21 protein-coding genes are annotated in these 24,769 nt (G+C 42.0%); 1 reads left to right on the forward strand and 20 read right to left on the reverse strand.

What is annotated here, in order from left to right:
- Positions 1 to 42: 42 nt before the first annotated feature.
- The 8 genes from ACYQ5K_RS00230 to ACYQ5K_RS00265 all read right to left on the reverse strand — a co-directional run bounded on the left by ACYQ5K_RS00230 (position 43) and on the right by ACYQ5K_RS00265 (position 6,512).
- Positions 43 to 684 carry a CDP-alcohol phosphatidyltransferase family protein gene (locus ACYQ5K_RS00230; protein WP_178024782.1) on the reverse strand — a complete coding sequence of 214 codons (642 nt, stop codon included), beginning with the start codon at positions 682 to 684 and terminating at the stop codon, positions 43 to 45.
- Positions 678 to 1,715: a lysylphosphatidylglycerol synthase transmembrane domain-containing protein gene (locus tag ACYQ5K_RS00235; protein WP_459777152.1), complete on the reverse strand. Its 1,038-nt coding sequence runs from the start codon at positions 1,713 to 1,715 to the stop codon at positions 678 to 680. The genes ACYQ5K_RS00230 and ACYQ5K_RS00235 overlap by 7 nt, the downstream gene beginning before the upstream one ends.
- Positions 1,705 to 2,244, reverse strand: coding sequence for a phosphatase PAP2 family protein (locus tag ACYQ5K_RS00240; RefSeq protein WP_243259074.1), 540 nt, complete (start codon positions 2,242 to 2,244; stop codon positions 1,705 to 1,707). The genes ACYQ5K_RS00235 and ACYQ5K_RS00240 overlap by 11 nt, the downstream gene beginning before the upstream one ends.
- A 253-nt stretch (positions 2,245 to 2,497) precedes the next feature.
- Positions 2,498 to 3,241, reverse strand: coding sequence for an amino acid ABC transporter ATP-binding protein (locus ACYQ5K_RS00245; RefSeq protein ID WP_330585898.1), 744 nt, complete (start codon positions 3,239 to 3,241; stop codon positions 2,498 to 2,500).
- A complete protein-coding gene (locus tag ACYQ5K_RS00250; RefSeq protein ID WP_173687329.1) occupies positions 3,231 to 3,920 on the reverse strand; it encodes an amino acid ABC transporter permease in 690 nt (229 codons plus the stop codon). The genes ACYQ5K_RS00245 and ACYQ5K_RS00250 overlap by 11 nt, the downstream gene beginning before the upstream one ends.
- A 24-nt stretch (positions 3,921 to 3,944) precedes the next feature.
- Positions 3,945 to 4,718 (reverse strand): basic amino acid ABC transporter substrate-binding protein, encoded by a 774-nt coding sequence (locus tag ACYQ5K_RS00255; RefSeq protein ID WP_173687328.1) that lies wholly within the window; start codon positions 4,716 to 4,718, stop codon positions 3,945 to 3,947.
- A 120-nt stretch (positions 4,719 to 4,838) separates the two neighbouring features.
- The gene (locus ACYQ5K_RS00260; RefSeq protein WP_173687327.1) at positions 4,839 to 5,657 is read right to left on the reverse strand and encodes an undecaprenyl-diphosphate phosphatase; all 819 of its coding nucleotides are present in this window, start codon (positions 5,655 to 5,657) and stop codon (positions 4,839 to 4,841) included.
- 12 nt (positions 5,658 to 5,669) lie between these two features.
- A complete protein-coding gene (locus tag ACYQ5K_RS00265) occupies positions 5,670 to 6,512 on the reverse strand; it encodes a Cof-type HAD-IIB family hydrolase (RefSeq protein WP_243259072.1) in 843 nt (280 codons plus the stop codon).
- A 146-nt stretch (positions 6,513 to 6,658) separates the two neighbouring features.
- On the opposite strand from ACYQ5K_RS00265, the gene ACYQ5K_RS00270 reads away from it, so the two are divergent.
- Positions 6,659 to 7,786: a cell wall hydrolase gene (locus ACYQ5K_RS00270; protein WP_173687325.1), complete on the forward strand. Its 1,128-nt coding sequence runs from the start codon at positions 6,659 to 6,661 to the stop codon at positions 7,784 to 7,786.
- Positions 7,787 to 7,871: 85 nt separating this feature from the next.
- Here the strand turns inward: ACYQ5K_RS00270 and ACYQ5K_RS00275 are convergent, their stop codons facing one another.
- The 12 genes from ACYQ5K_RS00275 to ACYQ5K_RS00330 all read right to left on the reverse strand — a co-directional run bounded on the left by ACYQ5K_RS00275 (position 7,872) and on the right by ACYQ5K_RS00330 (position 24,732).
- Positions 7,872 to 8,888 (reverse strand): M20/M25/M40 family metallo-hydrolase, encoded by a 1,017-nt coding sequence (locus tag ACYQ5K_RS00275; RefSeq protein WP_173687324.1) that lies wholly within the window; start codon positions 8,886 to 8,888, stop codon positions 7,872 to 7,874.
- A 17-nt stretch (positions 8,889 to 8,905) separates the two neighbouring features.
- On the reverse strand, positions 8,906 to 9,550 hold the full coding sequence (pgmB, locus tag ACYQ5K_RS00280) for a beta-phosphoglucomutase (RefSeq protein ID WP_022220168.1): 645 nt from the start codon (positions 9,548 to 9,550) through the stop codon (positions 8,906 to 8,908).
- The gene (locus ACYQ5K_RS00285; RefSeq protein ID WP_173687454.1) at positions 9,522 to 10,427 is read right to left on the reverse strand and encodes a DMT family transporter; all 906 of its coding nucleotides are present in this window, start codon (positions 10,425 to 10,427) and stop codon (positions 9,522 to 9,524) included. The genes pgmB and ACYQ5K_RS00285 overlap by 29 nt, the downstream gene beginning before the upstream one ends.
- 21 nt (positions 10,428 to 10,448) lie before the next feature.
- A complete protein-coding gene (locus ACYQ5K_RS00290; RefSeq protein WP_173687323.1) occupies positions 10,449 to 12,761 on the reverse strand; it encodes a glycoside hydrolase family 65 protein in 2,313 nt (770 codons plus the stop codon).
- Positions 12,762 to 12,782: 21 nt separating this feature from the next.
- Positions 12,783 to 15,776 carry a glycoside hydrolase family 2 TIM barrel-domain containing protein gene (locus ACYQ5K_RS00295; RefSeq protein WP_173687322.1) on the reverse strand — a complete coding sequence of 998 codons (2,994 nt, stop codon included), beginning with the start codon at positions 15,774 to 15,776 and terminating at the stop codon, positions 12,783 to 12,785.
- A gap of 86 nt (positions 15,777 to 15,862) precedes the next feature.
- Positions 15,863 to 16,684, reverse strand: coding sequence for a carbohydrate ABC transporter permease (locus tag ACYQ5K_RS00300; protein WP_117823731.1), 822 nt, complete (start codon positions 16,682 to 16,684; stop codon positions 15,863 to 15,865).
- Positions 16,684 to 17,619, reverse strand: coding sequence for a carbohydrate ABC transporter permease (locus ACYQ5K_RS00305; protein ID WP_173687321.1), 936 nt, complete (start codon positions 17,617 to 17,619; stop codon positions 16,684 to 16,686). Before ACYQ5K_RS00305 ends, ACYQ5K_RS00300 begins: the two co-directional genes overlap by 1 nt.
- 68 nt (positions 17,620 to 17,687) lie before the next feature.
- Entirely contained in the window at positions 17,688 to 18,926 is a 1,239-nt protein-coding gene (locus tag ACYQ5K_RS00310) for an ABC transporter substrate-binding protein (protein WP_173687320.1), read from the reverse strand.
- Positions 18,927 to 19,252: 326 nt separating this feature from the next.
- On the reverse strand, positions 19,253 to 20,242 hold the full coding sequence (locus ACYQ5K_RS00315; RefSeq protein ID WP_173687319.1) for a LacI family DNA-binding transcriptional regulator: 990 nt from the start codon (positions 20,240 to 20,242) through the stop codon (positions 19,253 to 19,255).
- Positions 20,243 to 20,512: 270 nt separating this feature from the next.
- Positions 20,513 to 22,012 carry an L-arabinose isomerase gene (gene araA / locus ACYQ5K_RS00320; RefSeq protein ID WP_173687318.1) on the reverse strand — a complete coding sequence of 500 codons (1,500 nt, stop codon included), beginning with the start codon at positions 22,010 to 22,012 and terminating at the stop codon, positions 20,513 to 20,515.
- Positions 22,013 to 22,410: 398 nt separating this feature from the next.
- Positions 22,411 to 23,097, reverse strand: a complete 687-nt coding sequence (gene araD / locus ACYQ5K_RS00325; RefSeq protein WP_173687317.1) for an L-ribulose-5-phosphate 4-epimerase — start codon at positions 23,095 to 23,097, stop codon at positions 22,411 to 22,413.
- 39 nt (positions 23,098 to 23,136) lie between these two features.
- Positions 23,137 to 24,732, reverse strand: coding sequence for a xylulokinase (locus ACYQ5K_RS00330; protein WP_173687316.1), 1,596 nt, complete (start codon positions 24,730 to 24,732; stop codon positions 23,137 to 23,139).
- Positions 24,733 to 24,769 lie beyond the last annotated feature (37 nt).

Genomic DNA, 24,769 nt, shown 5'->3' on the forward strand with positions numbered 1-24,769 from the left:
TCTCTGCCCTTCACTTTGCTGCCTGCTCATAACCTGGTTTCATTACATCATGCTCATATAACGCATATAGTGCCGGACCAGAATAGCAATCACTGCCATTGCCACAACAGCTACAATCGCACCCATGGTTACATTTTTCGGCTTTTTCAGTTTGAAATTGGTGATAAACAAAATGCCGACCACCAGCATGACCACATGAAGCGCAAGCATAAATTCACAACCTAAAAATGGTTTTAATACAACCACGATCGGAAGTGCGATCGCCATCGAAGTGATTGGAAGTCCCTGGTAGCATTCTCTCTTCTCTGAGGTTTCTTCCTGCCGCTGTTCTTCCATTACATTGAACCATGCAAGGCGGATCAGACCTGCAAGCACATAGAACATCAGGATTGCCACACCGATCACACCCCGCATTCCGGCACAGTAACAAAGAACCGCCGGTCCTACTCCGAAACAGACGATATCGCTCAGCGAATCGATCTGGATCCCAAAACGCTTTTCCACCTCTGTCCGGTTCTTTTTCGTCCGTGCGATCTTTCCATCGAACATATCACAAAGCCCGGAGATTGCAAGGCACATCACCCCCAGATGCAGATGCCCGTTCACTGCAAACATCATTCCTCCGACCGATACCATCAAACTGACATATGTAAGTATTACCGTATAATCATAAACCCCTAACATTTTATCTCCCTCTTCTTTCTTCCTATCGTAAAATTCGCCACAATCGTAAGTATAGCACTTAATCCTAATTCTGTATAATACCCAAGCCCTCTGCTGAGAATCATTCCCGGCAGAAGCAGATGGCTTCCGAATACCGGAATAAAGATCATGGTAAACAGTTTTTCACTGATTCCCATACCTCCCGGAAGTGGAAGCATATCCACAGACACTGCAATAACTGCCTGCAGTGTAATGACCACAATTGCCTTTGCATCACTAAGTCCAAACGCCTTATAAACAAACCACGTTGCTGTAAACAGCGCAAACCTCTGGAACATGGTGATCGCAAATACATTGACAATCACCTGCCTGTGTTCTTTCAGATAAATAGCTGTATCACGGTACTGATCCATAGACGCATTGAGTTTCTCAAGACGCGATCTCTTATGTCTCAGAAAATGCAGTTTTTCCAGCAGTGCCATTCCCTTCACAAGAATCGCCCTTGCCAGTACCGGATGAAACACCAGCACCAGCATCGCCGTCACGCAGAAAACGTTCAGAGCTGTCCCCAGATAAAAGATATGCCGGATACTCCAGAGATACTTATGGATAAATCCCTGTCCGAACAGTACCAGCCCTAATCCGACAACCACAAGTACCAGCTTATAGGTGATCGTAACGATCATCAGCACCAGCGTCGAAACCGGTATTGGTATCTTTTCTTTTTTCATATAATAAATCTGTGCCGGCTGTCCTCCGGATGCCGAAGGTGTAATGCAGCTGAAAAAGAATCCAACCGATGAAAAAAGGAAACAAGTCCACTTTTTCAGCCGGATTTTCAGTGTCCGCATCATATAATAGATAATGATCGATTCTCCCCAGATAAAAATCACAACACAGATCACTCCCGGAATCAGCCATAATACATTGACCTGCCCCAGGATCTTCACAATTTCACCAATATCTTCCCCATGAAATACGCCATACATTGTACCGGCAAATACCACCAGCAAAAATATGACATTGAAGATCGTCTTCTTTTTATTTTCCATCTCTCTTCATTCCTGTCCGGTTTCCAAGTTTATTTGCTATTTTTTCTGTCAGACGCCGATAAATCCGCCATCCATTTGTCCGTCTGCTGATCTGCCAGGTTACTTCTGCAAGAAGAATTCCTGCTGCTGCATCTTGCCATACATGCTGCCTAAGCGCCAGTGTCGATATCACAACCATTACCGTCATCAGGACAGAAAAAGCTTTATACCAGTTGGGAATCTTCCGATTCTTCCTGACCGCAATACAGCTGAACCAACTTGCCATGCAGTGAATGGACGGAAACAGGTTGATCGGCTTATCAACCGTATACAGAAACCGTACTGCCTGCGTCCAGATATCCGTCCCTGTCAGAACCGGTCTCGTATTCGTGGTCGGGAAAAAAATAAAACACAGCATACATACCAGCCGCGCATAAAAATCCGCAGTAAAAAACTGGTATTTTACCTTTTCTTCCCGCATCGATGCCATGAAATAGTTCACTACCCAGAAAAGATAACACCCAAAATAAATAATAATAAACTGTGGCATAAAAGGAATCGCCTCATCCGCCGGACCAGAAAGATTATGAGTCTTAATTCCCGTCCGTAGTAGCGGCACTCCCCAATACACCACAGCATTCATACAAAATGTAATAATAAGTGGAATTAAAATTTTTAATTTTTTCTTCATACTGACTATACTATACACAAATAAAAAAATAGCAAGTGTTTTTAATAATTCTTAAAGAAAAAAGTCCTGTCTCTTAAGAAAACAGAACTTTTTCTTTCATATTTCTTTAGTTTTACAAAACCTTTGACAAAAATTCTTTCAACCGTTCATCTTTCGGATTTGCAAAGAACTCCTCCGGAGTCCCCTGCTCTTTTACTCTTCCTTCATCCACAAACATGACACGGTCAGCAACCTCTCTTGCAAATCCCATTTCATGTGTAACGACAACCATGGTCATGCCTTCCTGGGCAAGCTGTTTCATCAGCTCCAGAACCTCTCCAACCATCTCCGGGTCCAGTGCGGATGTCGGCTCATCAAAGAGCATTACATCCGGGTTCATGGCAAGGGAACGCACGATCGCGATCCGCTGCTTCTGTCCACCGGAAAGCTGTGACGGATAAGAATCTGCCTTCTCTTCCAGTCCGACTCTCTTAAGAAGTTCTCTTGCTTCTTTTTCTGCCTCTGCTTTATCCTTTTTCAGAAGTTTGATCGGAGCCAGTGTGATATTTTCAAGAATCGTCTTATGTGGGAAAAGATTAAAGTGCTGGAACACCATTCCCATCTTCTGACGATGTTTGTCAATATCTACCTTTGCATCTGTAATATCCACACCTTCAAAATAAATATGACCCCCGGTCGGCACCTCCAGAAGGTTCAGGGAACGGAGGAATGTAGATTTTCCGGATCCTGACGGTCCGATGATTACCACAACTTCTCCTTTGTGGATCTCTTCTGTAATTCCATTCAGTGCATGAAAATCGCCAAATGCTTTCTGCAGATTTTCTACACGGATCAATACATCTCCATTAGTGGTCACTGTTCCTTAACCTCCTTTCCAGCATACTTACCAGTTTACTGAAGATCATAACCATAACCAGGTAAATGATCGCAACTGCCATCAGCGGCATAAACGCATCATAGGTTCTGCTTCGGATGATATCTCCACCCTTTGTCAGATCCTGAAGGGCAATATATCCGGCAACAGAAGTCTCTTTTAAGAGAACGATAAATTCGTTTCCAAGTGCCGGAAGGACATTTTTAAATGCCTGCGGCATGATAATATAGATCATCGTCTGACAATAATTAAATCCAAGGCTTCGTCCTGCCTCAAACTGTCCGTTATCAACTGCCATAATACCGGAACGGAAAATCTCAGCAACATAAGCACTGGAGTTCATACCAAATGACAGAATCGCTACGATTGTCTTACTGACATCAACACTTGCAAAAATTACAAAGTAAATGATAAGCAGCTGTACAACAGCCGGTGTACCACGGATGACCGTAATGTAAATCTGGCAGATCAGATTCAGGATCTTCAGCTTGCCGGTCTTATCGTATGTGGAACGGACAATTGCCAGAAGGAATCCGAGAACTACACCGATCAGGACAGCACAAAAGGTTACAATTAATGTAACCTTAAGTCCGTCTGCAATGTAGTGCCACCTGTCATCTTTTATAAAATTCATTATAAATCTTGCTTTAAAATCACTCATAAGACACCACCAGTCTGTACCCGATTAGTCTGTAATATATTTTGCAACGATTTCATCAAATGTTCCATCTTCTTTTAACTCTTTGATCGCATCATTGACTTTCTTAACCAGATCATCATTACCTTTTTTGATTGCCAGTGCATAATCTTCTTCTACATAAGAAGTCTCCAGGATCTTCAGACTTTCATTTTCTTCTACGAATGTCTTAGCCGGCTGGTTATCAATGATCACTGCATCGATCTTGCCCTGCTGCAGAGCCTGTACAGCTTCCATACCTTTGTTGAAACGCTCTACGTTATCATCACCGAAATCATCTGTAGAATAAATATCCCCTGTTGTTCCCTGCTGAACACCAATCTTCTTTCCTTTCAGATCATCCGGTCCTGTAATATCACTGTCATCTGTTACAATGATAACCTGAACTCCTGTGTAATAGCTGTCAGAAAAATCAACCTGTGTAGCACGGTCTTCTGTTACAGTCATACCTGCTGCTCCGATATCTGCTTTTCCGCTCTGAACAGCCGGGATAATAGAATCAAATGCCATATCTTCGATCTTCAGATCCATTCCAAGCTTGTCAGCGATTGCTGCTGCGAATTCTGCATCGATTCCGACAACTTCATCTCCGTCATAGTATTCAAATGGTGGGAATTCTGCGTTTGTAGCCATAACAAGCTTTTCTTTCTTGTCTGATTTTGCAGAGTCACTCTTTGATGAATCACTCTTTGATCCACAAGCTGCAAAACTGAATACACATGCACATGCAAGTACAACACTGATTACTTTTTTCATTTTCATAATACCAACCTCCAAATTTTATCCATTTCCCCTATTCTATCATGTTATAAAGAAAAAACAAAGTGGGTTTTTATACATTTTTCTGCATAAATTCCCACCTTTTTTCGTGATTATTCTCTTTTAGCCGAAGATCAGGAAATAAAGAAGTACCAGAACCCCAAGTACGATACGGTAATAACCGAATGCCTTAAAGTCATGCTTCTTGATATATCCCATCAAAAATTTGATCGCAAATACGGATACGAAGAACGCTACCAGACATCCCACAAGCAGAATGACCACTTCGATCGCGGTATAATGGAATCCGAATTTGATAACCTTTAAAAGACTTGCTCCGAACATAACCGGGATCGCAAGGTAGAAGGTAAATTCTGTTGCCACATAACGGGATGTTCCGATGAGCAGCGCTCCAAGGATGGTTGCTCCCGAACGGGAAGTACCCGGGATCAGTGCCAGGACCTGGAAACCTCCAATGATCAGTGCCATCTGATAGGTAAGCTCTGTCAGCTTTGTAATCTGCGGTCTGGTGTGTTCATTCTTTTTCTCGATCAGAATGAAGAAGATACCATAAATGATCAGCATCAGTGCAACAACTACATAATTGTAAAGATACTTGTCAAGGATATCATCAAATAACAGCCCGATCACAGCTGCCGGCAGACAAGCCACAATGATCTTGCACCACAGGTTGATCGTATTTCTCTTCTGCTTCGCTGATTTTCTCTTTGAAAACGGATTCAGCTTATTGAAATACAGAACAACGACCGCCATGATCGCACCGAGCTGTATCACAACACGGAACATACTGTTGAATTCATGACTTGTACTCATATGTAAAAACTGCTCTACCAGAATCATATGCCCTGTACTACTGATTGGAAGCCATTCTGTGATACCTTCCACAATCCCCAGAATGACAGCAATTAAAATATCTAACATTTTTCCCTCTTTCTATCCCCTCTCGGGATTCAATACAAATTTTTCAATGGCAGCCGCCACGCCATCCTCCTCATTGGACAATGTGATATAATCTGCCACCTCTTTTACTTCATCTGCTCCGTTTGCCATCGCAACACCAAATCCGACTTCTTTTAACATCATCAGGTCATTGTTGCCATCCCCGCATGCCATGATCTCTTCCCGTTCAATCCCAAGAAGCCTGCCAAGCTGGATCAGTCCCATGCCTTTGTTGACTCCCGGTGCATTGATCTCCAGGTTCGTTCCCATCGAATCACTGATGCTTAAATCCCCAAGCTCCATGATCCGCCGCTTTGCTTCCAGCCGTTCGTCCTGGTTCTTAAAAAGTGCATGGATCTTATCCATCTCATGCCCATTCATCTCTTCCATCTTCTCCCAGAGACTCGTAATGCCTTTGCGGGTGGTTCGGATATAATCTGCCATCGCGGGATTTTGCAGATACTCTCCGACCTTCAGAAGTTCATCTGCCTGCACGAAACCTCTTCCATCAAAATAAATCTCCTTGAACGTATCATAATCTCCAAAAATCTTAAGGATCGCCGCGCCCATCTCATACGACAGCATGTTGGCATAAAGTATTTTATCTTCCTGCAGGTCCAGGATCCTTCCGCCATTCGATGTCAGTGCATAACGCATACCCGAAAAATTACGGAGCACTTCCGGGATTCCTGTCACCGGACGCCCTGTTGCAACCAGTACTGTTACTCCCTGATCGATTGCACGTGTAAGTATTTCTCTTGTGTGACTGGTCAGTTCTTTCTTATCATTCAGTAAAGTACCATCCAGATCAAGCCCTATCATTTTTATCTTTTTCATGAATAATTCCCTCATTTATGGCAAAGCTAAAAATACATTTCAAATCTTAGTATAACACGATTCCCCGTGTATGTATAACAAAATATGCGGATTCAGGCATTTTGTAGTATACTGATAAAGGCTCAATTTTGAAGAAAGGAAGAATTATGAAGAAAAGGTTAAAAGCATTTTCAAGGACAACCATCGCACTCCTTACCGCTGCCCTGGTCTGTTCCCCATTTACAAAAGCTTACGCCGATGACACTGTAGACTCTCTCGAAAAGCAGACAAACGGTCTTCAGAACCAGCTCGACTCTCTGAATCAGGACCTCACAAGTCTCAGCGCTGAGATCACAGATCTTGCATCAAAAATTGAGGATACGGATGCTTCCGTACAGAAAGTAGAACTGGATCTTGCCGCCGCAAAGCTGGACGAGCAGTTACAGTACGCTGCTATGAAGAAAAGAATCAAATATATGTATGAATCGGGAAATACTTCCCTGTTACAGATCATCTTTTCTTCCGAAAGCATGGGAGATTTTCTAAACAAAGCAGAATTTGTCAAGAACATTACAGAATACGACCGAAATATGCTGGATGAATTACAACAGGTTCACGATCTTGTCGCGAAGAAAGACGCTGATCTGAAAGCAGAGCAGGCTTCTCTGGCAGAGATGAAAACAAATCTCGACCAACAGGAACAGGAACTGAATGACAAGATTTCCTCTACTTCCGGTGAGCTTCAGGCTTCATCCGAAGCACTGGCGAAAGCAAAAGAAGCGCAGGCAGCCGCTGCTGCTGCACTTAAGAAAAAGCAGGAAGAAGAAGCCGCTGCCGAAAAGCAGAAGCAGGAAGAAGCTGCTGCAAGCAATACCTCAGGCAGCTCCGGGAACACGGATTCCGGTAGTTCCGGCGGTAATACGACGATCACAGTTCCGGATACACCTGCTGAGACAACCGACCTTGTTCTTTTTGCTGCAATCCTGCAGTGCGAAGCCGGCGGATACAACTATGACGGTATTCTCGCCGTTGCAACGGTCATTATGAACCGTATGGAAAGTCCTGCATATCCGAACACTATAAGCGGTGTCGTCTACCAGAGCGGACAGTTTGCTCCAACCTGGGATGGAAGCTTAAGCCGCGTCCTGCAAAGCGGACCTGTATCCTTATGCTATCAGGTCGCTCAGGAGGCTCTCGGAGGCGCACGGCTCGCATCCGTAAGCGGATGCTACCAGTTCCGAAGCGCAAGTACCGGTGTGTCCGGGATCAACGTTGGGGGAAATGTATTTTTCTAAATCCTGTCCCTGTGGATGTGCGTTTGATTCATTCACAGGACAGAATACAAAAACGGTATTTANNTAAATACCGTTTTTGTATTTTTTACGCATTATAGTTTGCAAGAAACTGTGCAATCAATTCTACACAACCTTCCACATCTTTTTCATCTGCTACCTCTGCAGGCATGTGCATATAACGAAGCGGGATTGATACCAATACCATCGGTACTCCCTGATTTGAAAAATGAATCTTATCTCCATCCGTATAACTAAGCCTGCTTGCAGCTTCTCTCTGAACTGGAATTCCTACTTTTTTTGCACATTCTTCCATTTTGACATTTAAAGTTTTTACCACGATCGGACTGTTGCAAAGAACCGGTCCACCCCCCAGAAGAACCGTTCCCATCTCAGCCGGATCCATTCCACTGCAGTCGCTTGTGTAAGTCACATCCACAACAATCGCAAGTGTCGGATTAATCCGTGTACTTGTCCAGAAAGCTCCGGTTTTCGTTGTCTCCTCTCCAGTTGTAGAAGCTCCATAGACACCAACTTTACATCCAAGTTCTTTCGCTCTCTTGATTGCTTCCATAATGATATAAACACCAAGTCTGTCATCCAATGCTCTGGCTGTAAATTTACCATTTGTCATCTTACGAATATGTGTATCCGGAACAATCGGATCTCCCAGACTTACATTCTTTAACGCATCTTCTCTATCTTTCGCCCCAATATCGATCAGAAAATGCTTTGTTCCCAGATTTTCTTCTTTGAACAAATCACGATATGCTTCGACAACACCGTAAACCTCTCCGTTTTTTGTCTTGATACGCACCTGACGTCCCGGATAAGTTGCCGGAACAATTCCGCCTCTGTCGATCACCTGCAGTCTTCCATCTTCCCGGATGTTCGAAATCATAAGTCCGATTTCATCTGCATGGGCCGAAAGCATGATACGTACATCGCTTTCCGGATTCAGAATACATGTCAGATTCTGCATCTCATCACGGCGAATCTCATCTGTATATTCTTTCATTTCTTCTGTTACAACATCCTGCACCTGCTCCTCATAACCCGATACAGAAATACTGTTAAGAAGGTTCTTTAAAAATTTTTCATTCATTCTACTCATCTTCTTTCTTACTTAGCCGTAACTTTCAGAAGATCTGCAAATGCAGACAGATTATAGGTTCCAAGTCCACTTGCAACTGCATCCCCGATAGCAGCACAATCCATTCCCCCTGCGATTGCTGCCTGCAGCCCTGCTTTTGCGTCTTCTACAACCAGACACTTATCAGCCTGTTCGTCTACATACTCTGCTGCTTTCACAAATACTTCCGGATCCGGCTTTGATTTTGAAATATTATTTCCGTCTGAAATTGCATCGAAATACTCTCCAAGTCCCAACTGCCCGAGAATAAATCTTGCGTTTTTGCTGGATGATCCAATCGCCAGTTTATGTCCATTCGCACGAAGATCATCCAATGTTTCCTTTACTTCTGCAGACAGATCTGCAGGACTCATATTTTTCAGAAGTTCTTTATAGATATCATTTTTCTTTGTTGTCCAGCATTCTTTCTCTTCTTCGCTCATTTCTCCTTCATAGCGTTCCAGAATAATTTCAAAGCTTTCCATACGACTCACCCCTCTGAGCCGGTTATTGATTTCTTCATCAAAATAGATTCCCAGTTCATCTGCAACTGCTTTCCATGCCTGATAATGATATTTATCAGTATGACAGATTACTCCATCCAAATCAAAAATTACTGCATTGTATTTCTTCATCTTTTGCTTCTCCTTCTGTTTCAGACAAGTTAGAAATGATGACAGCGGCCAGGATGATCGCACATCCGATCACCATGCGAAGTGTAATCACTTCATGCAGAATGATGATAGAAAAAATCGTTCCAAATACAGATTCCATTGAAAGTACAATCGCTGCTTTTGTCTCATCTACATACTTCTGGCATGCGGTCTGGAGCAGATAACATACAGTCGTACTGATTACACCCAGATACAAAACACTTAACCATCCCTGTGTTGTGACCTGAAAATCGGTCTCTCCAAAAATCACAAGACTGACTGCCGATAATACAAATGCTGTGATCATCTGCACCATATTCAGTACAGATGCCGGATATTTTTTCACAAATTCTCCGGTAAAAAAGATCTGGAACGCAAATCCTACCGCACAGAGAAGTGTAAGACCATCTCCCAGACTCAGTGTAAGATTTCCATTCAAAGAAAGCAGTGCTACTCCAATAACGGACATGATTGCTCCAATGATTCCTTTCATGCCTACTTTCTTCTTCAAAATTATAAATGCAATGAACGGCACTATAACTACATTCAGTGCTGTAAGGAATGCATTTTTGGAAGGTGTTGTATATTGCAGACCGATAATCTGAAGTGCAAATCCTGCAAAAAGTGCAATTCCCATCAGAATACCTGCTTTTATTGCACCTGCGCGGTCCTCAAGTTTCCCTTCTTTTTTATGCTGTCCCATGCTGATCATCCCCATCAACACAGATGCCAGCAAAAATCTTACCATCATAATCTGGAAAGGCTTCATGCTTCCCAGTGCCATATCACTTGCGACAAAGCCGCCTCCCCATATGACCGTAACCAGTATAAGTCCTCCGATTGCCAGCCATTTTTTCATCATATATCCTCCCGTCTCTTTTTAGATTGTTGTTACTTTTCCATTTATTTCAACTTCTACAGGTTCTCCTGCAAGACGACTGACCTTTGCCTGATTACTACTATCTGCCGTGATTTCAAGCCATGCCCCTCTATAATGCAGACGGAATGTTAATCCCTGCCATTCCTTTGGCATATTCGGATGAACTTTCAACATACCATCTTCTCTTTGCGCTACACCTGCAAATCCAAATACAATTGTCTGCCATACTCCACCAGTATTTGCCGCATGGATTCCTTCTCTTGTATTTCCCTGCATATTTAACAGGTCAATAAAGGCTGCGCGGCGAAGATACCGATATGCTTTTGAATCATCCCCTACTTTAAGCCCCATAACAGAGAAAATACTCGGACTCAATGAAGAACCATGAAGTGTACGCTTTTCGTAATAAGCGTAGTTTTCTTTAATTGTTTCTTCATCAAATTCATTTCCCATAAGGTGCAACAGCATAACAACATCTGCCTGCTTATTGATCTGTGTCTCTCTTGCCCTTTTTGTCTTAAGTGCTTCCGGACGTACTGGCCAGTCATTCTCATCATATTTTTCGATTGTTACATTATCCAGCTCGAAATATCCTTCAAACTGTTCCAGAAGTCTTGTGCCTTCTTTTCTTGGCAGATACATCTTTTCCTGCACTTCTTTCCAGTGTGCAGTTTCCGCCTCTGTAAGTCCTGTCTTTTCGATCAGGATGTCATACGCTTCCTGATTCTCTTTCTCGATTGATGCAAGCAGTGAAAGAACATATCCGAGATTCCATCTCGCCAGATAATTGGTATAGAGGTTATTATTAACCGGTTCATGCCATTCATCTGGTCCCGTTACCTGATTGATTTCATAACGATCCTGCTCTTTGTTGTACTCACAGCGGCTTGCCCAAAATCTTGCTGTCTCTGTCAGAATCTCCGCTCCTTTACTGTAAAGGAAATCCATATCCTGTGTGATCTTAACATAATTATAGATTCCATAAGCAACTGCTGCTGTTACATGATGTTCATATACCGCAACATAACATCTATAACAGGTTCCATCCGGTTCGATGGTCCAGTCCGGGCACTGCTCTGTCCCGTCATCTGCTGACTCCCACGGATACTGTGCTCCTTCATATCCATTCTTATGTGCATTTGCACGCGCTGCGTCCAGAAGATGGTATCTGTAATTTTCCAGATTCTGTGCAGTCTTCGGAAATACCCATGAGAAAAACGGAAGCATAAAAAGTTCGGTATCCCAGAAAGCATGTCCACCATATTCTTCTCCTGTCAAAAGCTTTGCCCCAACATTCACATGGTCATCATGTTCATTTCCCGTACTCATCAGATGGAAGATGTTAAAACGGACTGCACGGTTCAATTCATCATCCCCTGTAATCTGAATATCTGCATTTTCCCACATATTCTTATAAACATCTTCATGTGCTTTCAGTTCCTGATCAAATCCCGTTTCAACAAATCCTTCAATTTCTTTTTCGATTGTTGTATGAAGGGCATAAGCCGGGCATTCTCTTTCTGTATACATCGAAACATATTTTACGATTTCTACTTCTTTTCCTTCTTCTACATGGATGTCACCAAATTCCACACTCTGCTCACCGAATCTGCTTATCATTCTGTTTCCAAGAATCTGTTTTCCATCTGCATAAGCTTCGATACGGCATCCACAACCTACATGCAGATGATTTTCTCTGGTTGCAACTTCCACATAACAGCCATCTGCTGCCAGTTTTTCATTCGCTGTCATATAAGTATGTTTTACCTTAAAGCGTGGTGCATCATAAAAATTAATGATCGTACCATCAATAATACTTTCTACTTCAATAATTCCACTGTAGTTGAGCGGTGTCACATAAAGCCGAATTCCCATCCGGTGTACATTATTTCTGCTCACAAACCGGATTCCTTCAATCAAAGTCTCTCTTCCTTTTGAGTCCTTCAGACGAACTCTTTTTCCAAGAAAAGCTCCTTTCATATCAAGCACTCTTGAAAATTCCAAAATTTCACAGTCTTCAATTCCAATCAATTCTTTTTCTACATAAAGTCTGATTCCAAGCCAGTTCGGAAGTGTGGAAAGTTCACGCATAAATGTCTCTGACTTGTCAAACACTCCATTGATATAAAGATATGGAAGTGTAATCTTTGTTCCTTCCTCATGACTTCCCCGGATTCCAAGGTAGCCATTGGAAAGTGCAAACAAACTCTCATATTTGAGATTCTCTTTTGCCTCATACTGATCCTGCCAGATGAGCCATTCATCGCTATGTAATCTGTTTCTCAGATTTTCTGAAAACATTTCTCTGCTCATATATGATTGTCTCCTTTATTCTTAATCGATGTACTGTTTTCTTGCTTCCCGGATTTCGGTTCCGCATTCTGCTGCCTGTACAGTAAATGCCATTGCAAAATCCTGAAGTTTTACTTTATTTTCTTCCAACTGTTCTTCTCCACAGCTGTTGCTTCCAAGTCCTGACTGGCGATAATCCAGATGGATAATCACATCATCCGCTTTCTCAATTTCAAATGGATGCTGTGCTTTTTCCAGACTTTCATCGGTATAATTTGCAAGGTTCAGACCAAGCTTCTCCTCCATCTTGCATAACAGACCATCTTTTCCATCTCCAATACGGAACCATTTTACCTGTTCACGATGTCCGTTTTCCTGTGGGAACACATAATCTGTCATCATTCCGTCGACTGTATTTTCATAAACTCCCATAACAGATGCAGCCTTGCTGTCTACATAGCTTTCACCAGGTCCCATACCATACCACATTGTCTTCTGGAAGTCTTTATTTCCCTTCATAACAATGCCGATTCGTGGGAAGAATGCCGGTTCCAATTTTCCTCTCTGCACTGCCTTACCCTGCAGTTCAACTTTCATCTGACCACATGAATAGATTTCATATGTATAGTCACATTCAAATCCCCAGGACTGGTTATAGCAACTGAAGAATGTTCCGATCTGGACGATCACCTTATCGACTTCTTCCTGGCAACTGACATACTCTGTCTCTTCTACCGGTTTCTGAATGAAATATTTATTCATCCAGTCCTCTTTCTTGTACATATCGTTATCGATTGTTGCACGATATACGTTCATCCTCGGTCCTTCAGTCAGATATTCTTTTCCATCTTTTCCAAAGGAAACTAATTTTCCAAATACAGTACTGAATTTTGCTGTCACACGACTGTTCTGTACGGTAAGAACTCCCTGACCTTCTGTTACCTGAAGCTTATCAGCTGTTTCTCTTACTGAAAATTCATCTTTTCGGATCTGCATCGGAATCTGAACTTTCTTGATTTCATGTCCTGCCGGTGCATAGCTCCTTTCTTCTTTCTGGCATACAGTCAGATTCAGATAATAATCTGTATTTGCCTGTAATTCAAATGCAGTAAGCGGTAAGGTAATGATCTTTCCTTCATGTGGAGCAACAGAAAGTCTTTCAATAGTTCCTTCCTGTACCGTCTGATCTTCAGCCTTCACTTCCCAGTGAATCATTACGGTATCCAGATTCAGGAAATCATAATAATTCCGGATCTGAATTTTTCTCATGCTTCCTTCAACAGCCATAATTTCTACCGGTGCAATGATCTGTTTGTATTCTTCCATTCCCGGAGACGGTGTTCTGTCCGGCATCAGAATCCCATCGATACAGAAGTTCCCATTAGTTGGAAAATCTCCATAATTTCCACCGTATTTATAATACTTCTTATCCTCTTCTTCAGTGTAAATTCCATGATCATACCACTCCCAGAGAAATCCACCCTGAAGACGTTTGTACTTGCGATACATATCCTGGTATGCTTTTAATCCTCCAGGACCGTTTCCCATCGCATGTCCATATTCACACATTACGTGTGGTTTATCCCCTTTGATCTGATATTCAGCAATCTCTTTGAGACCTTTCAGTCTGGTATACATCGTAGAATATACATCTGTCACTTCTGCCTCAAAATCTCCCTCGTAATGAACCAGTCTGGTATCATCCAACTCACGGATTGCTTCTGCTGCACTGCGGAAATTGCATCCGAATGCGGATTCATTTCCCATAGACCACATAATAATCGATGGATGATTTCTGTCTCTCTTTACCATACGGACACTGCGGTCTACATAGGCATCTTTCCATGTCTCATCATCTGTGATCCATGTATAATTTTCTACCCATTCAAATCCATGGCATTCCAGGTCTGCTTCATTGATCACATAAAGTCCATATTCGTCACACAGATCATAAAAATATTCATTTGCCGGATAATGCGAGCAACGAACAGCATTGATATTGTACTGTTTCATCAGACGAATATCTGATTCCATCTGCTCTCTTGTCACTCTTCTTCCTTCTCTTGGATTATAATCATGATGATTGACTCCGTTCAGAAGGATTACCTGATTATTGACACGGAAGTTCTTATCTTTGATCTCGATTTTGCGGAATCCACATCTGACTGTTACTTCCTGTTTTTCTGTCATTACTGTAAATTCATATAACTCAGGTGTCTCGGCTGTCCATGTATGAACTTCCGGAATCTCAGCCTCAATACATATATCTTTTCCTTCTGAAACAAGTTCACCTTCAAGAACAGTCTTTCCTTTATAAGAAAGCTTCCAGCCAAGATTTGTACCAGCCTGTTTCATTGTAATTCCAGCTGTAAAAAGACCATTTTTGTAGCTGTCATCCAGTGTTCCATTTACCCGAAGATCCAGAACTGCATTCTTTTCCTCATTGATCAGTTCTACATCCCTGTAGATTCCTGATAACCACCACATATCCTGATCTTCCAGATAAGTACCGTCTGACCACTTATATACACGAACGGTAATGTCATTTTCACCTGTTTTTACAAACCCGGTAATGTCAAATTCTGAAGGCAGTCTGCTGACTTTTCCAAATCCAACATGGTTTCCATTTACCCATACATCAAATGCACTGTCAACACCGTGGAATTTCAGAACCGTGTCTTTTTCCATCCACTGTTCATCTAATACAACTGTCTTTTTATAAATTCCAGTTGGATTTTCATCTGGTACATACGGTGGGTTTACCGGAAATGGATATAACACATCTGTGTAATGCATCTTGTCATACCCTCTAAGCTGCCATACGGACGGAACATCAATCTTATCCCATCCTTCACATGCCCTTGACTGTTCAAATCCTTCCGGTGATAATTCCGGTGCATCAACATATTTAAAATTCCATTCCCCATTTAAACTGATTTTCTTTTGCGAATCTTTATAAAAAGCCGTTCGTGCTTCTCTTCTCCCAATTCCGGTAATCCGATGGTCTTCCCATCTTTTTACTGTTTTTCTTGCCATAATTTTCTCCTCTCAAGCGGTATCCCATATAAGACAACAACAGCGGTCAGACAGATACAGTCTGCCTGACCGCTCCATACGCCTGTCTATTTGATAGAACCACTGGTTCCTTCAACAATATATTTCTGCGCGATAATGAAAATAATGATCGGCGGAATAATCATAATAATCGTAATACAGAGCATCGGAATAATCTGTGTACTGTGAACTCCTTTAAATGAAGCAAGTCCAAGTGCCAATGTATATTTGCTTCTGTCCTGTAAGAAAATGAGTGGTCCAAGATAGTCATTCCATACAGTCAGCATATTAAGTACACCGACAAGAATCAACGAAGGTTTCATGATCGGCATGAAAATCTTCCAGTAAATCTGGAACTGATTTGCGCCGTCAATTCGTGCTGCTTCCTCAAAATCCTTCGGGATTCCCATAAGGAACTGTCTCATCAGGAATACATAATAGGCAGATCCGAACCATGCCGGCACGATCAGCGGCTTCAGTGTATTGATCCATCCGAATAAGTTGAATTCCATGTACTGCGGAATCATGGTAACATCCCATGGAATCATCATTGTTGAAAGCAGGATCATAAAGAGAATATTTTTCCCTTTAAAGTTAAATCTTGCAAATCCATAAGCAACCAGTGAACATGAAAGAACCTGTCCGACTGTTGTCAGAACTGTTACAAGAATTGAATTCCAAAGATATGTTCCAAACGGCTGTGATTTCCATGCATTAATAAAGTTCTCAAAATGCCATTCTGACGGCAGAAGTTTCGGTGGATATGCAATTGCTTCTCCTTCTGTCTTAAATGCAGAAAACAGCATGTAAATAAACGGTGCAAGAAAGTAAATGGCTACCAGTCCGAGTAATATGTAAATTACAATTTTTGATTTTTTAGACATCTTCATTACTTTCTACCCCCTTTTTTCTTTTTTGTTTTCTTTGCTCCGCTGTTTTTAGCTTCTGTCTCATAGAATACCCATGCGGATGATGACTTGAATACCACGGCAGTCAGCAGCAGAATGATGATAAACATTACCCATGCGTTTGCACTGGCATATCCAAGTTTGTGATGTTTGAATGCGTTATTGTATGTAAACAGTCCATAGAAGTAGGTAGATTTAAGCGGTCCGCCTCCGGTAAGAAGCATAACCAATGTTACCTGTTGGAAAGAACTGATAATTGACGTAATCAGGTTAAATAAAATTGTAGGTGTAATAATCGGAAGTGTAATACTGAAAAATTTCCTTGCAGGACCTGCTCCATCAATGGATGCAGCTTCGTATACATCAACCGGAATATTTTTGATATCTGTGTAGAAGATAAGCATCATCGTTCCAACACCAAACGCACTTGCAATTATAACTGCAAGGAGTGCCCATGCCGGATCAACCAGCCACTTCGGTCCTTTGATTCCCAGAAGAGATAACAGATAATTCAATACACCATAATCTCCGTTGAGGATCCATCCCCAGATGATAGAAACCGCTACACCTGAGATAACTGCCGGAATATAGAAAATTGTACGGAATACTTTTACTCCTTTAACCGGCTGTGTGATCAGCATTGCAAGGAACAATGCAATAATCATGTTAAGCGGTACGAAAATTGCCGCATATTTCAAACTGATTATAAGGGATTTCCAGAACTGTTTGTCCTTTGTAAACATATCAATATAGTTCCCAAGTCCCCTGAATGTTGGCGCTGTTGTAAGCGGCCAGTCAAAAAAGCTCATGATCAAAGACAGAATCAGGGGACCGATTGTAAATACAAGGAATCCGATAATCCACGGCATAATAAACAAATACGGTGTGGCCGTCTTCAGGAATTTTCTCTGCTTCATTTTTCTTCTCTCCTATTTATCGACGCCGGAATCATAAATTGTTCCGGCGCCGGTTTGTTTGTATGCTATTACTGTGCGTCTGCTGCTTCTTTTAAAACATCTTTTACATCCATGTATGAGCTTGGATTGAAAATCTGTTCAAATGATAAGCTGAGGTTTTCTGAAATTTCTGACCAGTCTTCAATCAGGAAGCTTGCCGGAGTATGTCCGTCACTCTGCTCAAGCATCTCATAGAATGGTGCATATTCTGGTTCATCCATGATACCCTCAGATTCTACAACACTGTTAAGTACCGGAAGTTCCATACCGATTCTTGCTTTGTTGCATTCTTCGCCTGTCCAGTATTTTACGAATTCCCATGCAGCATCTTTGTTCTTGCTGTCTTTTGAAATAGAAAGTCCTGAAGAGCTCAGAATACTTACAGAGGTCTTTCCGTCAAAAGAAGGAATTTTTGCCACACCATAATTCATTCCATCCTCATTAAGAGAAGCAATTGACCATGATCCATATACATACATTGCTGCTGTACCGGCACGGAATTCATCAGTTCCGTTCTTTTCTGTTGCAATTGCATATCCGTCTTTTTCCATATCCTGGAACATTTTAAATACTTCCTGAGATTCTTTTGAATCAATCTGACCTGCCATCTGTCCGTCTTCGTCACAATAAGCAGTTCCATTGCTCCACAGATACATTTCAAAATCATACGGATCTGGTTTCATCTGGAATGCAAAACCTTTCTGACCTGTCTTTTCTTCAATTGTCTTGGCAGCTGCCTGAAGATCTGACCATGTCCAGTCATCTGTAGGTTCTTCTACACCAGCCTGTGCAAAAAGGTCTTTGTTATAGAAAAGTGAATGTGTTGTAAATCCCACTGGAATACCATATGTTGTTCCGTCTAATGAGTTGTAATTCCACAATGTGCTGTAGAAATCATTCTTATAGTCATCGCCTTCTTTGTCGATATACTCATCCAGAGGTTCAAGACCATCTGCATATGCCGGATAGTTCCACATATACATAACATCCGGTGTATCTCCAGATCCCATACCTGCACTGATTTTTGTATCAAAATCACTTCCGTATGCTTCCAGTGTTACTTCAATATCATCATGTTCCTCATTAAATTTATCTACAAGTTTCTGCTGAGCATCTACATCATCAGCTACATCCCATGTTGCAAAACGGATTGCTGTCTTTCCGTCACTTGTCTTTCCGTCATTACTGTCTTTCTTGTTTCCACAAGCAGTCAACATCATTGTTCCTGTAAGTGCAAGTACGCACATTACTGCAATTTTCCTCTTCATAAATCATTTCCTCCTTTGATTCACTTATTTTATTTGGTAAAACCAATATACTATTTTACTGGTTAAATGTAAATACTTTTTACCCTATAAATATTTTTTCTCTATTTTACCTATTATTTACACCATATTTTTATATACTTTTCACAATTTTTATCTTGGTAAAACCGTATCTTATTTTAAATAAAATTATATATTTTTACTTGGTTGATTTTAACTCTTTATTTTCATCAAAAAATCATAATCAAACAATCTGTCATTACTCGATCTGTATATATAAAGAGGCTATAGGACACACTCCGTTCCATAGCCTCTTACTTTTTACCTTATTAAAATTTTTTAACACTGTCACGTATATAAAGTTTAGTCGGGATTGAAACTTTTACACAAATCTCTCTTCCATGCATAATTCGCTCTTCCAGAAGTTTTACTGCATATTCTCCCATGAACTCCATGTACAATCTCACTGTAGTAAGTGGAGGAACCATGTATTTCGCAGTTGGGATATCATTAAAGCCAATAATACTGATATCATCCGGTATTTTAAGCCCAAGTTCATATGCAGCCCGATAACTTCCTGCTGCCATCGAATCATTCGCAACAAACAAAGCAGTCGGCAGATTTCCTTCCTCGTAAAACTCTTTCAGAAGTTTGTATCCATATTTTGCATAATAAGCACCAAACTTTGTATATTCCGGGTGATACAGTCCCCGTTTTTTCAAAGCGTCTTGAAAATGCTGTATTCTCGTATCCAGTACTTCATCCCCCTCCTTATCAACTTCTCGACAGCCGATCATCCCTATTTTCGTATGTCCACACTCTACCAGATAGGAAACAATCTCTTCTACTGCCCGTCTATAGTCTACCACAATTGAATCGAATCTCTTTGGGTTTGGATCTGCATCAATAAATATAACCGGGCATTCCCATATCTCTATTGCTTCTACCATTTTTTTTGTAAATGTACCAGTACAGATTACACCATCTAATCCGTTGATCATCTCCGGCGAATCATCCAGTTTCACAATCACCTTTGTATATCCTTCTTCTTCCAGTTTTTTTTCTATAGCAAGTCTGATACAAAGATAATAAGGATCTTGAAGTTCTTCTTCAGGAGAATAAGAATAAAATACACCTATCTTCAGTTTTCGCCTTCGTTTTTTCTGTGCGCGTACTTCGTATTCTAATTCCTCCGCAATTTCAAAAATTCTTTTTTTTGTTTCTTCCTGCGCATTCAAAGTTTCATCATGATTCAACACTCTGGATACTGTCGCTATTGAAACCCCCGCTTTTGCCGCAATGTCCTTAATCGTCGCCATGTCCTTCCCCATTATTTCTCTTTCTTTTTATTTTCTTTCAATATTGCCTTAATGCATTTTCCCTTGATGACTTTCCTTTGCAATTTATTTAATTCATTATAGCACACATTTCGGAGAAATAAATCACTTTAGTAAAATTTAACTTTTTTACTGTTCTGTTTTCCAACTTTTACTTTACCTAGAACTTTATACGTTGTAAAAAACCGGGCAGTTCACTTTTAAATGTGCTTCTGCCCGGCTTTCTATTCCTTAGAATTCATCTGCTGCCATTTATTTTCTATACGCAGCTTCATTCCATCTTAATTCATTTTTGAAATCTCTGATCTTTGTATCTTTATCAATATAAACAGCTTCAATTCCCATTTCTTCTGCCCAGTCACCCATCTGTTCCGGTGTCAGGTCATAAGAGAATGCTGTATGGTGAGCTCCACCTGCCAGAATCCAAGCTTCTGCGCCTGTTCTGAGGTCTGGCTGTGGTGTCCAGAATGCAGTTGCAACCGGAAGCTTCGGCATCGGTTTCTCTGTCTTCTTGCAGTCTACACTGTTGATGATCAGGCGGAATCTGTCGCCAAGATCAACAAGTGATGTTGCGATAGCCGGTCCTTCTTTGGCTGTAAATACAAGACGTGTAGGATCTTCTCTGTCACCCATGCTAAGTGGCTGGCACTTGATGCTGATCGGTCCGTCTGCGATTGTCGGGCAAACTTCCAGCATATGAGCTTCCAGGATGCCTTCTTTTCCAGGTACAAGGTTGTATGTGTAGTCTTCCATGAAGGAAGTTCCCTTTGCATCTTTCTTGCCCTGTGTCATGATCTTCATTACACGGACCATAGCTGCTGTCTTCCAGTCACCTTCCGCACCGAAACCATATCCTTTTTCCATCAGTCTCTGCATTGCAAGTCCCGGAAGCTGCTGAAGTGATCCAAGATCTCCGAAGTGTGTAACAATTGCCTGATAATTGTTTGCTTCGAGGAATCTTTCAAATCCAAGTTCGATCTGAGCCTGAACTGCTACATGTTTTCTGAATTCAGCTTCATCTCTTCCTTCAAGAAGGATCTGATATTTGTCATAATATTCTTCAACAAGAGCATTTACATCGCCCTGTCCAACCTGAGCTACTGCGTCAGCAACTTCATTTACCGGGTAAGCATCAACTTCCCATCCGAATTTGATCTGAGCCTCTACTTTGTCACCTTCTGTTACGGCAACGTTTCTCATGTTGTCAGCTACACGCATAACACGTACATGGCTGCTTTCGATGACGCCAACTGCTGTACGCATCCAGTCACCGATTCTTTCCTGTATTTCTTTGTCTTCCCAGTAACCCATGATGACTTTACGGTTCTTATGAAGGCGTGTGAAAATGTGTCCGAATTCACGGTCGCCATGAGCTGCCTGGTTCTCATTCATAAAGTCCATATCGATGGTGTCGTATGGGATTTCACGGTTGAACTGTGTATGAAGATGAAGTAATGGTTTTCTCAGTTCCTTTAATCCGAGGATCCATGATTTTGCCGGTGAGAATGTATGGCACCATGTAATAACACCTGCACAGTTTTCATCTGTATTTGCTTCGTTGAAGGTTCTTCTGATTACTTCATTCGTGATCAGGGTTGGTTTCCAGACTACTTCGTATGGAAGAATTCCTGATTCGTTGAGGGCTTTTACGATGATCTGTGAATGTTCTGCTACGTGTGCGAGGCATTCATCTCCGTATAAATCCTGTGATCCTGTGCAAAACCAAAATTTGTAATCTTTCTGTACTAACATGTTTTTATTCTCCTTTTTATTTAATTTCTTTGTTGAATGATTTACTACGCTATGTGGGCGCATCTCGCGAGCACAGCTCGTTCGATGCTCATTGGCATTCGCATGAAAACCGTAAGATAGCTAACTGTCAGCAAGCTGACTGTGTTGTCTGAATGATTTACTCTATCTTCCCAACACAAGTTCGGTCTTACTAAGCTCGCGGTCGCATACGCTCCCGCTCACTAAGTGCGCCGAACAGGCAACGCACTAAATTCATGTGTCGAATGATTTACTACGCTATGTGGGCCATCTCACGAGCACAGCTCGTTCGATGCTCATTGGCATTCGCATGAAAACCGTAAGATAGCTAACTGTCAGCAAGCTGACGCCAGCTATCTCCCGGTTTTCGCCCTCATAGCTTATTGTCCATAGTACGCGTCTTTACCGTGTTTTCTGTAGTAGTGTTTATCCTGTAATTCCTGTGGGGCAGGTTTTACGTCTGGATTGATCATTTCACAGCGGGCTGCCATTTTTGCTACTTCTTCGAGTACGACTGCGTTGTGAACTGCATTGTGAGGATCGGTTCCCCAGGTGAACGGTCCGTGGTTCTTGCAGAGTACTGCAGGCATTGCCATGTATTCTGTGTCTTTGAAATGTTCCACAATGAGAACTCCTGTATTCTTCTCATATGCTTCGTCGATTTCTTCTTTTGTCAGATTGCGGACACATGGGATCTCACCGTACATATAGTCGGCATGTGTGGTTCCGTAGCAAGGAATTCCTCTTCCTGCCTGTGCCCAGCTGGTTGCCCATGGGGAATGTGTATGGACGATACCCCCCATCTCCGGGAACGCTTTATAGAGTTCCAGATGTGTTGCCGTATCAGAAGACGGATTTAAGTTGCCTTCCACGCGGTTTCCTTCCAGGTCTACAACAACCATGTCATCTGCTGTCATTTTGTCATAATCCACACCGCTCGGTTTGATCACAACAAGCCCGCTTTCACGGTCGATTCCGCTGACATTGCCCCAGGTAAATGTGACAAGTCCATACTTAGGCAGAAGCATATTGGCTTCATAAACCTCTTTTTTCAGTTCTTCTAACATTACTTTAGCCTCCTGTGTTTATGTAAAATATTTCGGGTTCTATTTCATAGTCTCTGTTGCAGCTTTCATGATCGGAAGCGTCTTCTTGAAGCGTTCGATAAATGCATTGTATCCTTCTACATCCTTCGGATCCGGATTCATCTTTGTACCCTTCTGTCCTGCAAATACTTTTGCATCCAGATAATCATCCAGAGCCTCGCCTTCTGCCTTGTTGTTCATGTAAGATGCAAGAAGTGCGATTCCCCATGCTCCGCCTTCTCCGGCTGTCTCCATAACAGATACCGGTGTGTCAAGTGCTGCTGCCAGGATGCTCTGTCCAACGCCTTTTGTCTTAAAGAGTCCGCCGTGTCCGAGGATCTCATCAACAGCTACTTTCTCTTCTTTCAGAAGAATGTCCATTCCGACTTTCAGGACTTCCAGAGATGCATATAAGTTTGCTCTCATGAAGTTTGCAAGATTGAATTTGCTGTCCGGCATACGAACAAATAACGGACGTCCTTCGTCAAATCCAACAACCGGTTCTCCTGCGAAGAAGTTATAAGACATCAGACCGCCACAGTCTGCGTCACCTTCCAGAGCTTTGTTGTAAAGAGTTCCGAACAGATCGTTCATATCGACTTTCATACCGAATGCTTCTGCAAATTCTTTGAAAATATTTACCCATGCATTCAGATCTGAAGTACAGTTGTTGCAGTGAACCATTGCCACGGCATCTCCTGCAGGTGTTGTTACCATATCGATCTCTTCATGTACTTTCACAAGTGCTTTTTCAAGAACAACCATTGCAAATACGCTGGTTCCTGCTGATACATTACCGGTGCGGACTCTGACGCTGTTCGTAGCTGCCATACCGGTTCCTGCATCACCTTCCGGAGGGCATACCGGAATGCCTGCCTGAAGCTTTCCTGTTGGGTCCAGAAGCTTTGCACCTTCTTCGGTAAGTGTTCCTGCCTTTTCACCTGCAACCAGGACTTTCGGAAGGATATCTTCTACTTTCCAAGGATATCCCTTCGGTGCAACCAGTTCATCGAACTTGGCAAGCATCTCTTTATTCCAGTTACGTGTTGTGCTGTCGATCGGGAACATTCCGGATGCGTCACCAACCCCAAGGACTTTCTCCCCTGTCAGTTTCCAGTGTACATAACCTGCAAGCGTTGTAATAAAATCAATATCCTTTACATGCTCTTCTTTGTTCAGGATTGCCTGATACAGATGTGCTCCGCTCCATCTCTGTGGCATATTGAACTGGAATAATTCTGTCAGTTCTTTTGCTGCCTGCTCTGTCATTGTATTTCTCCATGTACGGAACGGTACAAGCTGTTCTCCTGCTTTGTCAAATACCATATATCCATGCATCATGGCACTGAATCCAAGTGCTCCGACAGTAGTAAGCTCAACGCCATACTGCTTCTTCACATCTTCGGCAAGATCTTTGTAGCAGTCCTGAAGACCTGTCCAGATATCCTCTAACGTGTAAGTCCAGACACCGTTGTCAAGACGGTTCTCCCATTCATGGCTTCCCGAAGCAATCGGTGCATTATCTTCTCCTACCAGAACTGCTTTGATTCGTGTGGAACCAAACTCGATTCCAAGGGAAGTCTTTCCTGCTTCGATCATACTCTTTACATCACTCATTTTTTCTTTACCTTTCCTTTCATAAAATATATTTGAT

The sequence above is a fragment of the Allocoprococcus similis genome (assembly GCF_054660775.1).

Bases quoted from the DNA above. Each gene is read 5' to 3' on its own strand.
- ACYQ5K_RS00230 (WP_178024782.1), bottom strand. From the start codon at position 684: ATGTTAGGGGTTTATGATTATACGGTAATACTTACATATGTCAGTTTG.
- ACYQ5K_RS00235 (WP_459777152.1), bottom strand. From the start codon at position 1,715: ATGGAAAATAAAAAGAAGACGATCTTCAATGTCATATTTTTGCTGGTG.
- ACYQ5K_RS00240 (WP_243259074.1), bottom strand. From the start codon at position 2,244: ATGCCACAGTTTATTATTATTTATTTTGGGTGTTATCTTTTCTGGGTA.
- ACYQ5K_RS00250 (WP_173687329.1), bottom strand. From the start codon at position 3,920: ATGAGTGATTTTAAAGCAAGATTTATAATGAATTTTATAAAAGATGAC.
- ACYQ5K_RS00255 (WP_173687328.1), bottom strand. From the start codon at position 4,718: ATGAAAATGAAAAAAGTAATCAGTGTTGTACTTGCATGTGCATGTGTA.
- ACYQ5K_RS00260 (WP_173687327.1), bottom strand. From the start codon at position 5,657: ATGTTAGATATTTTAATTGCTGTCATTCTGGGGATTGTGGAAGGTATC.
- ACYQ5K_RS00265 (WP_243259072.1), bottom strand. From the start codon at position 6,512: ATGAAAAAGATAAAAATGATAGGGCTTGATCTGGATGGTACTTTACTG.
- ACYQ5K_RS00270 (WP_173687325.1), top strand. From the start codon at position 6,659: ATGAAGAAAAGGTTAAAAGCATTTTCAAGGACAACCATCGCACTCCTT.
- ACYQ5K_RS00275 (WP_173687324.1), bottom strand. From the start codon at position 8,888: ATGAATGAAAAATTTTTAAAGAACCTTCTTAACAGTATTTCTGTATCG.
- pgmB (WP_022220168.1), bottom strand. From the start codon at position 9,550: ATGAAGAAATACAATGCAGTAATTTTTGATTTGGATGGAGTAATCTGT.
- ACYQ5K_RS00285 (WP_173687454.1), bottom strand. From the start codon at position 10,427: ATGAAAAAATGGCTGGCAATCGGAGGACTTATACTGGTTACGGTCATA.
- ACYQ5K_RS00290 (WP_173687323.1), bottom strand. From the start codon at position 12,761: ATGAGCAGAGAAATGTTTTCAGAAAATCTGAGAAACAGATTACATAGC.
- ACYQ5K_RS00295 (WP_173687322.1), bottom strand. From the start codon at position 15,776: ATGGCAAGAAAAACAGTAAAAAGATGGGAAGACCATCGGATTACCGGA.
- ACYQ5K_RS00300 (WP_117823731.1), bottom strand. From the start codon at position 16,684: ATGAAGATGTCTAAAAAATCAAAAATTGTAATTTACATATTACTCGGA.
- ACYQ5K_RS00305 (WP_173687321.1), bottom strand. From the start codon at position 17,619: ATGAAGCAGAGAAAATTCCTGAAGACGGCCACACCGTATTTGTTTATT.
- ACYQ5K_RS00310 (WP_173687320.1), bottom strand. From the start codon at position 18,926: ATGAAGAGGAAAATTGCAGTAATGTGCGTACTTGCACTTACAGGAACA.
- ACYQ5K_RS00315 (WP_173687319.1), bottom strand. From the start codon at position 20,242: ATGGCGACGATTAAGGACATTGCGGCAAAAGCGGGGGTTTCAATAGCG.
- araA (WP_173687318.1), bottom strand. From the start codon at position 22,012: ATGTTAGTACAGAAAGATTACAAATTTTGGTTTTGCACAGGATCACAG.
- araD (WP_173687317.1), bottom strand. From the start codon at position 23,097: ATGTTAGAAGAACTGAAAAAAGAGGTTTATGAAGCCAATATGCTTCTG.
- ACYQ5K_RS00330 (WP_173687316.1), bottom strand. From the start codon at position 24,732: ATGAGTGATGTAAAGAGTATGATCGAAGCAGGAAAGACTTCCCTTGGA.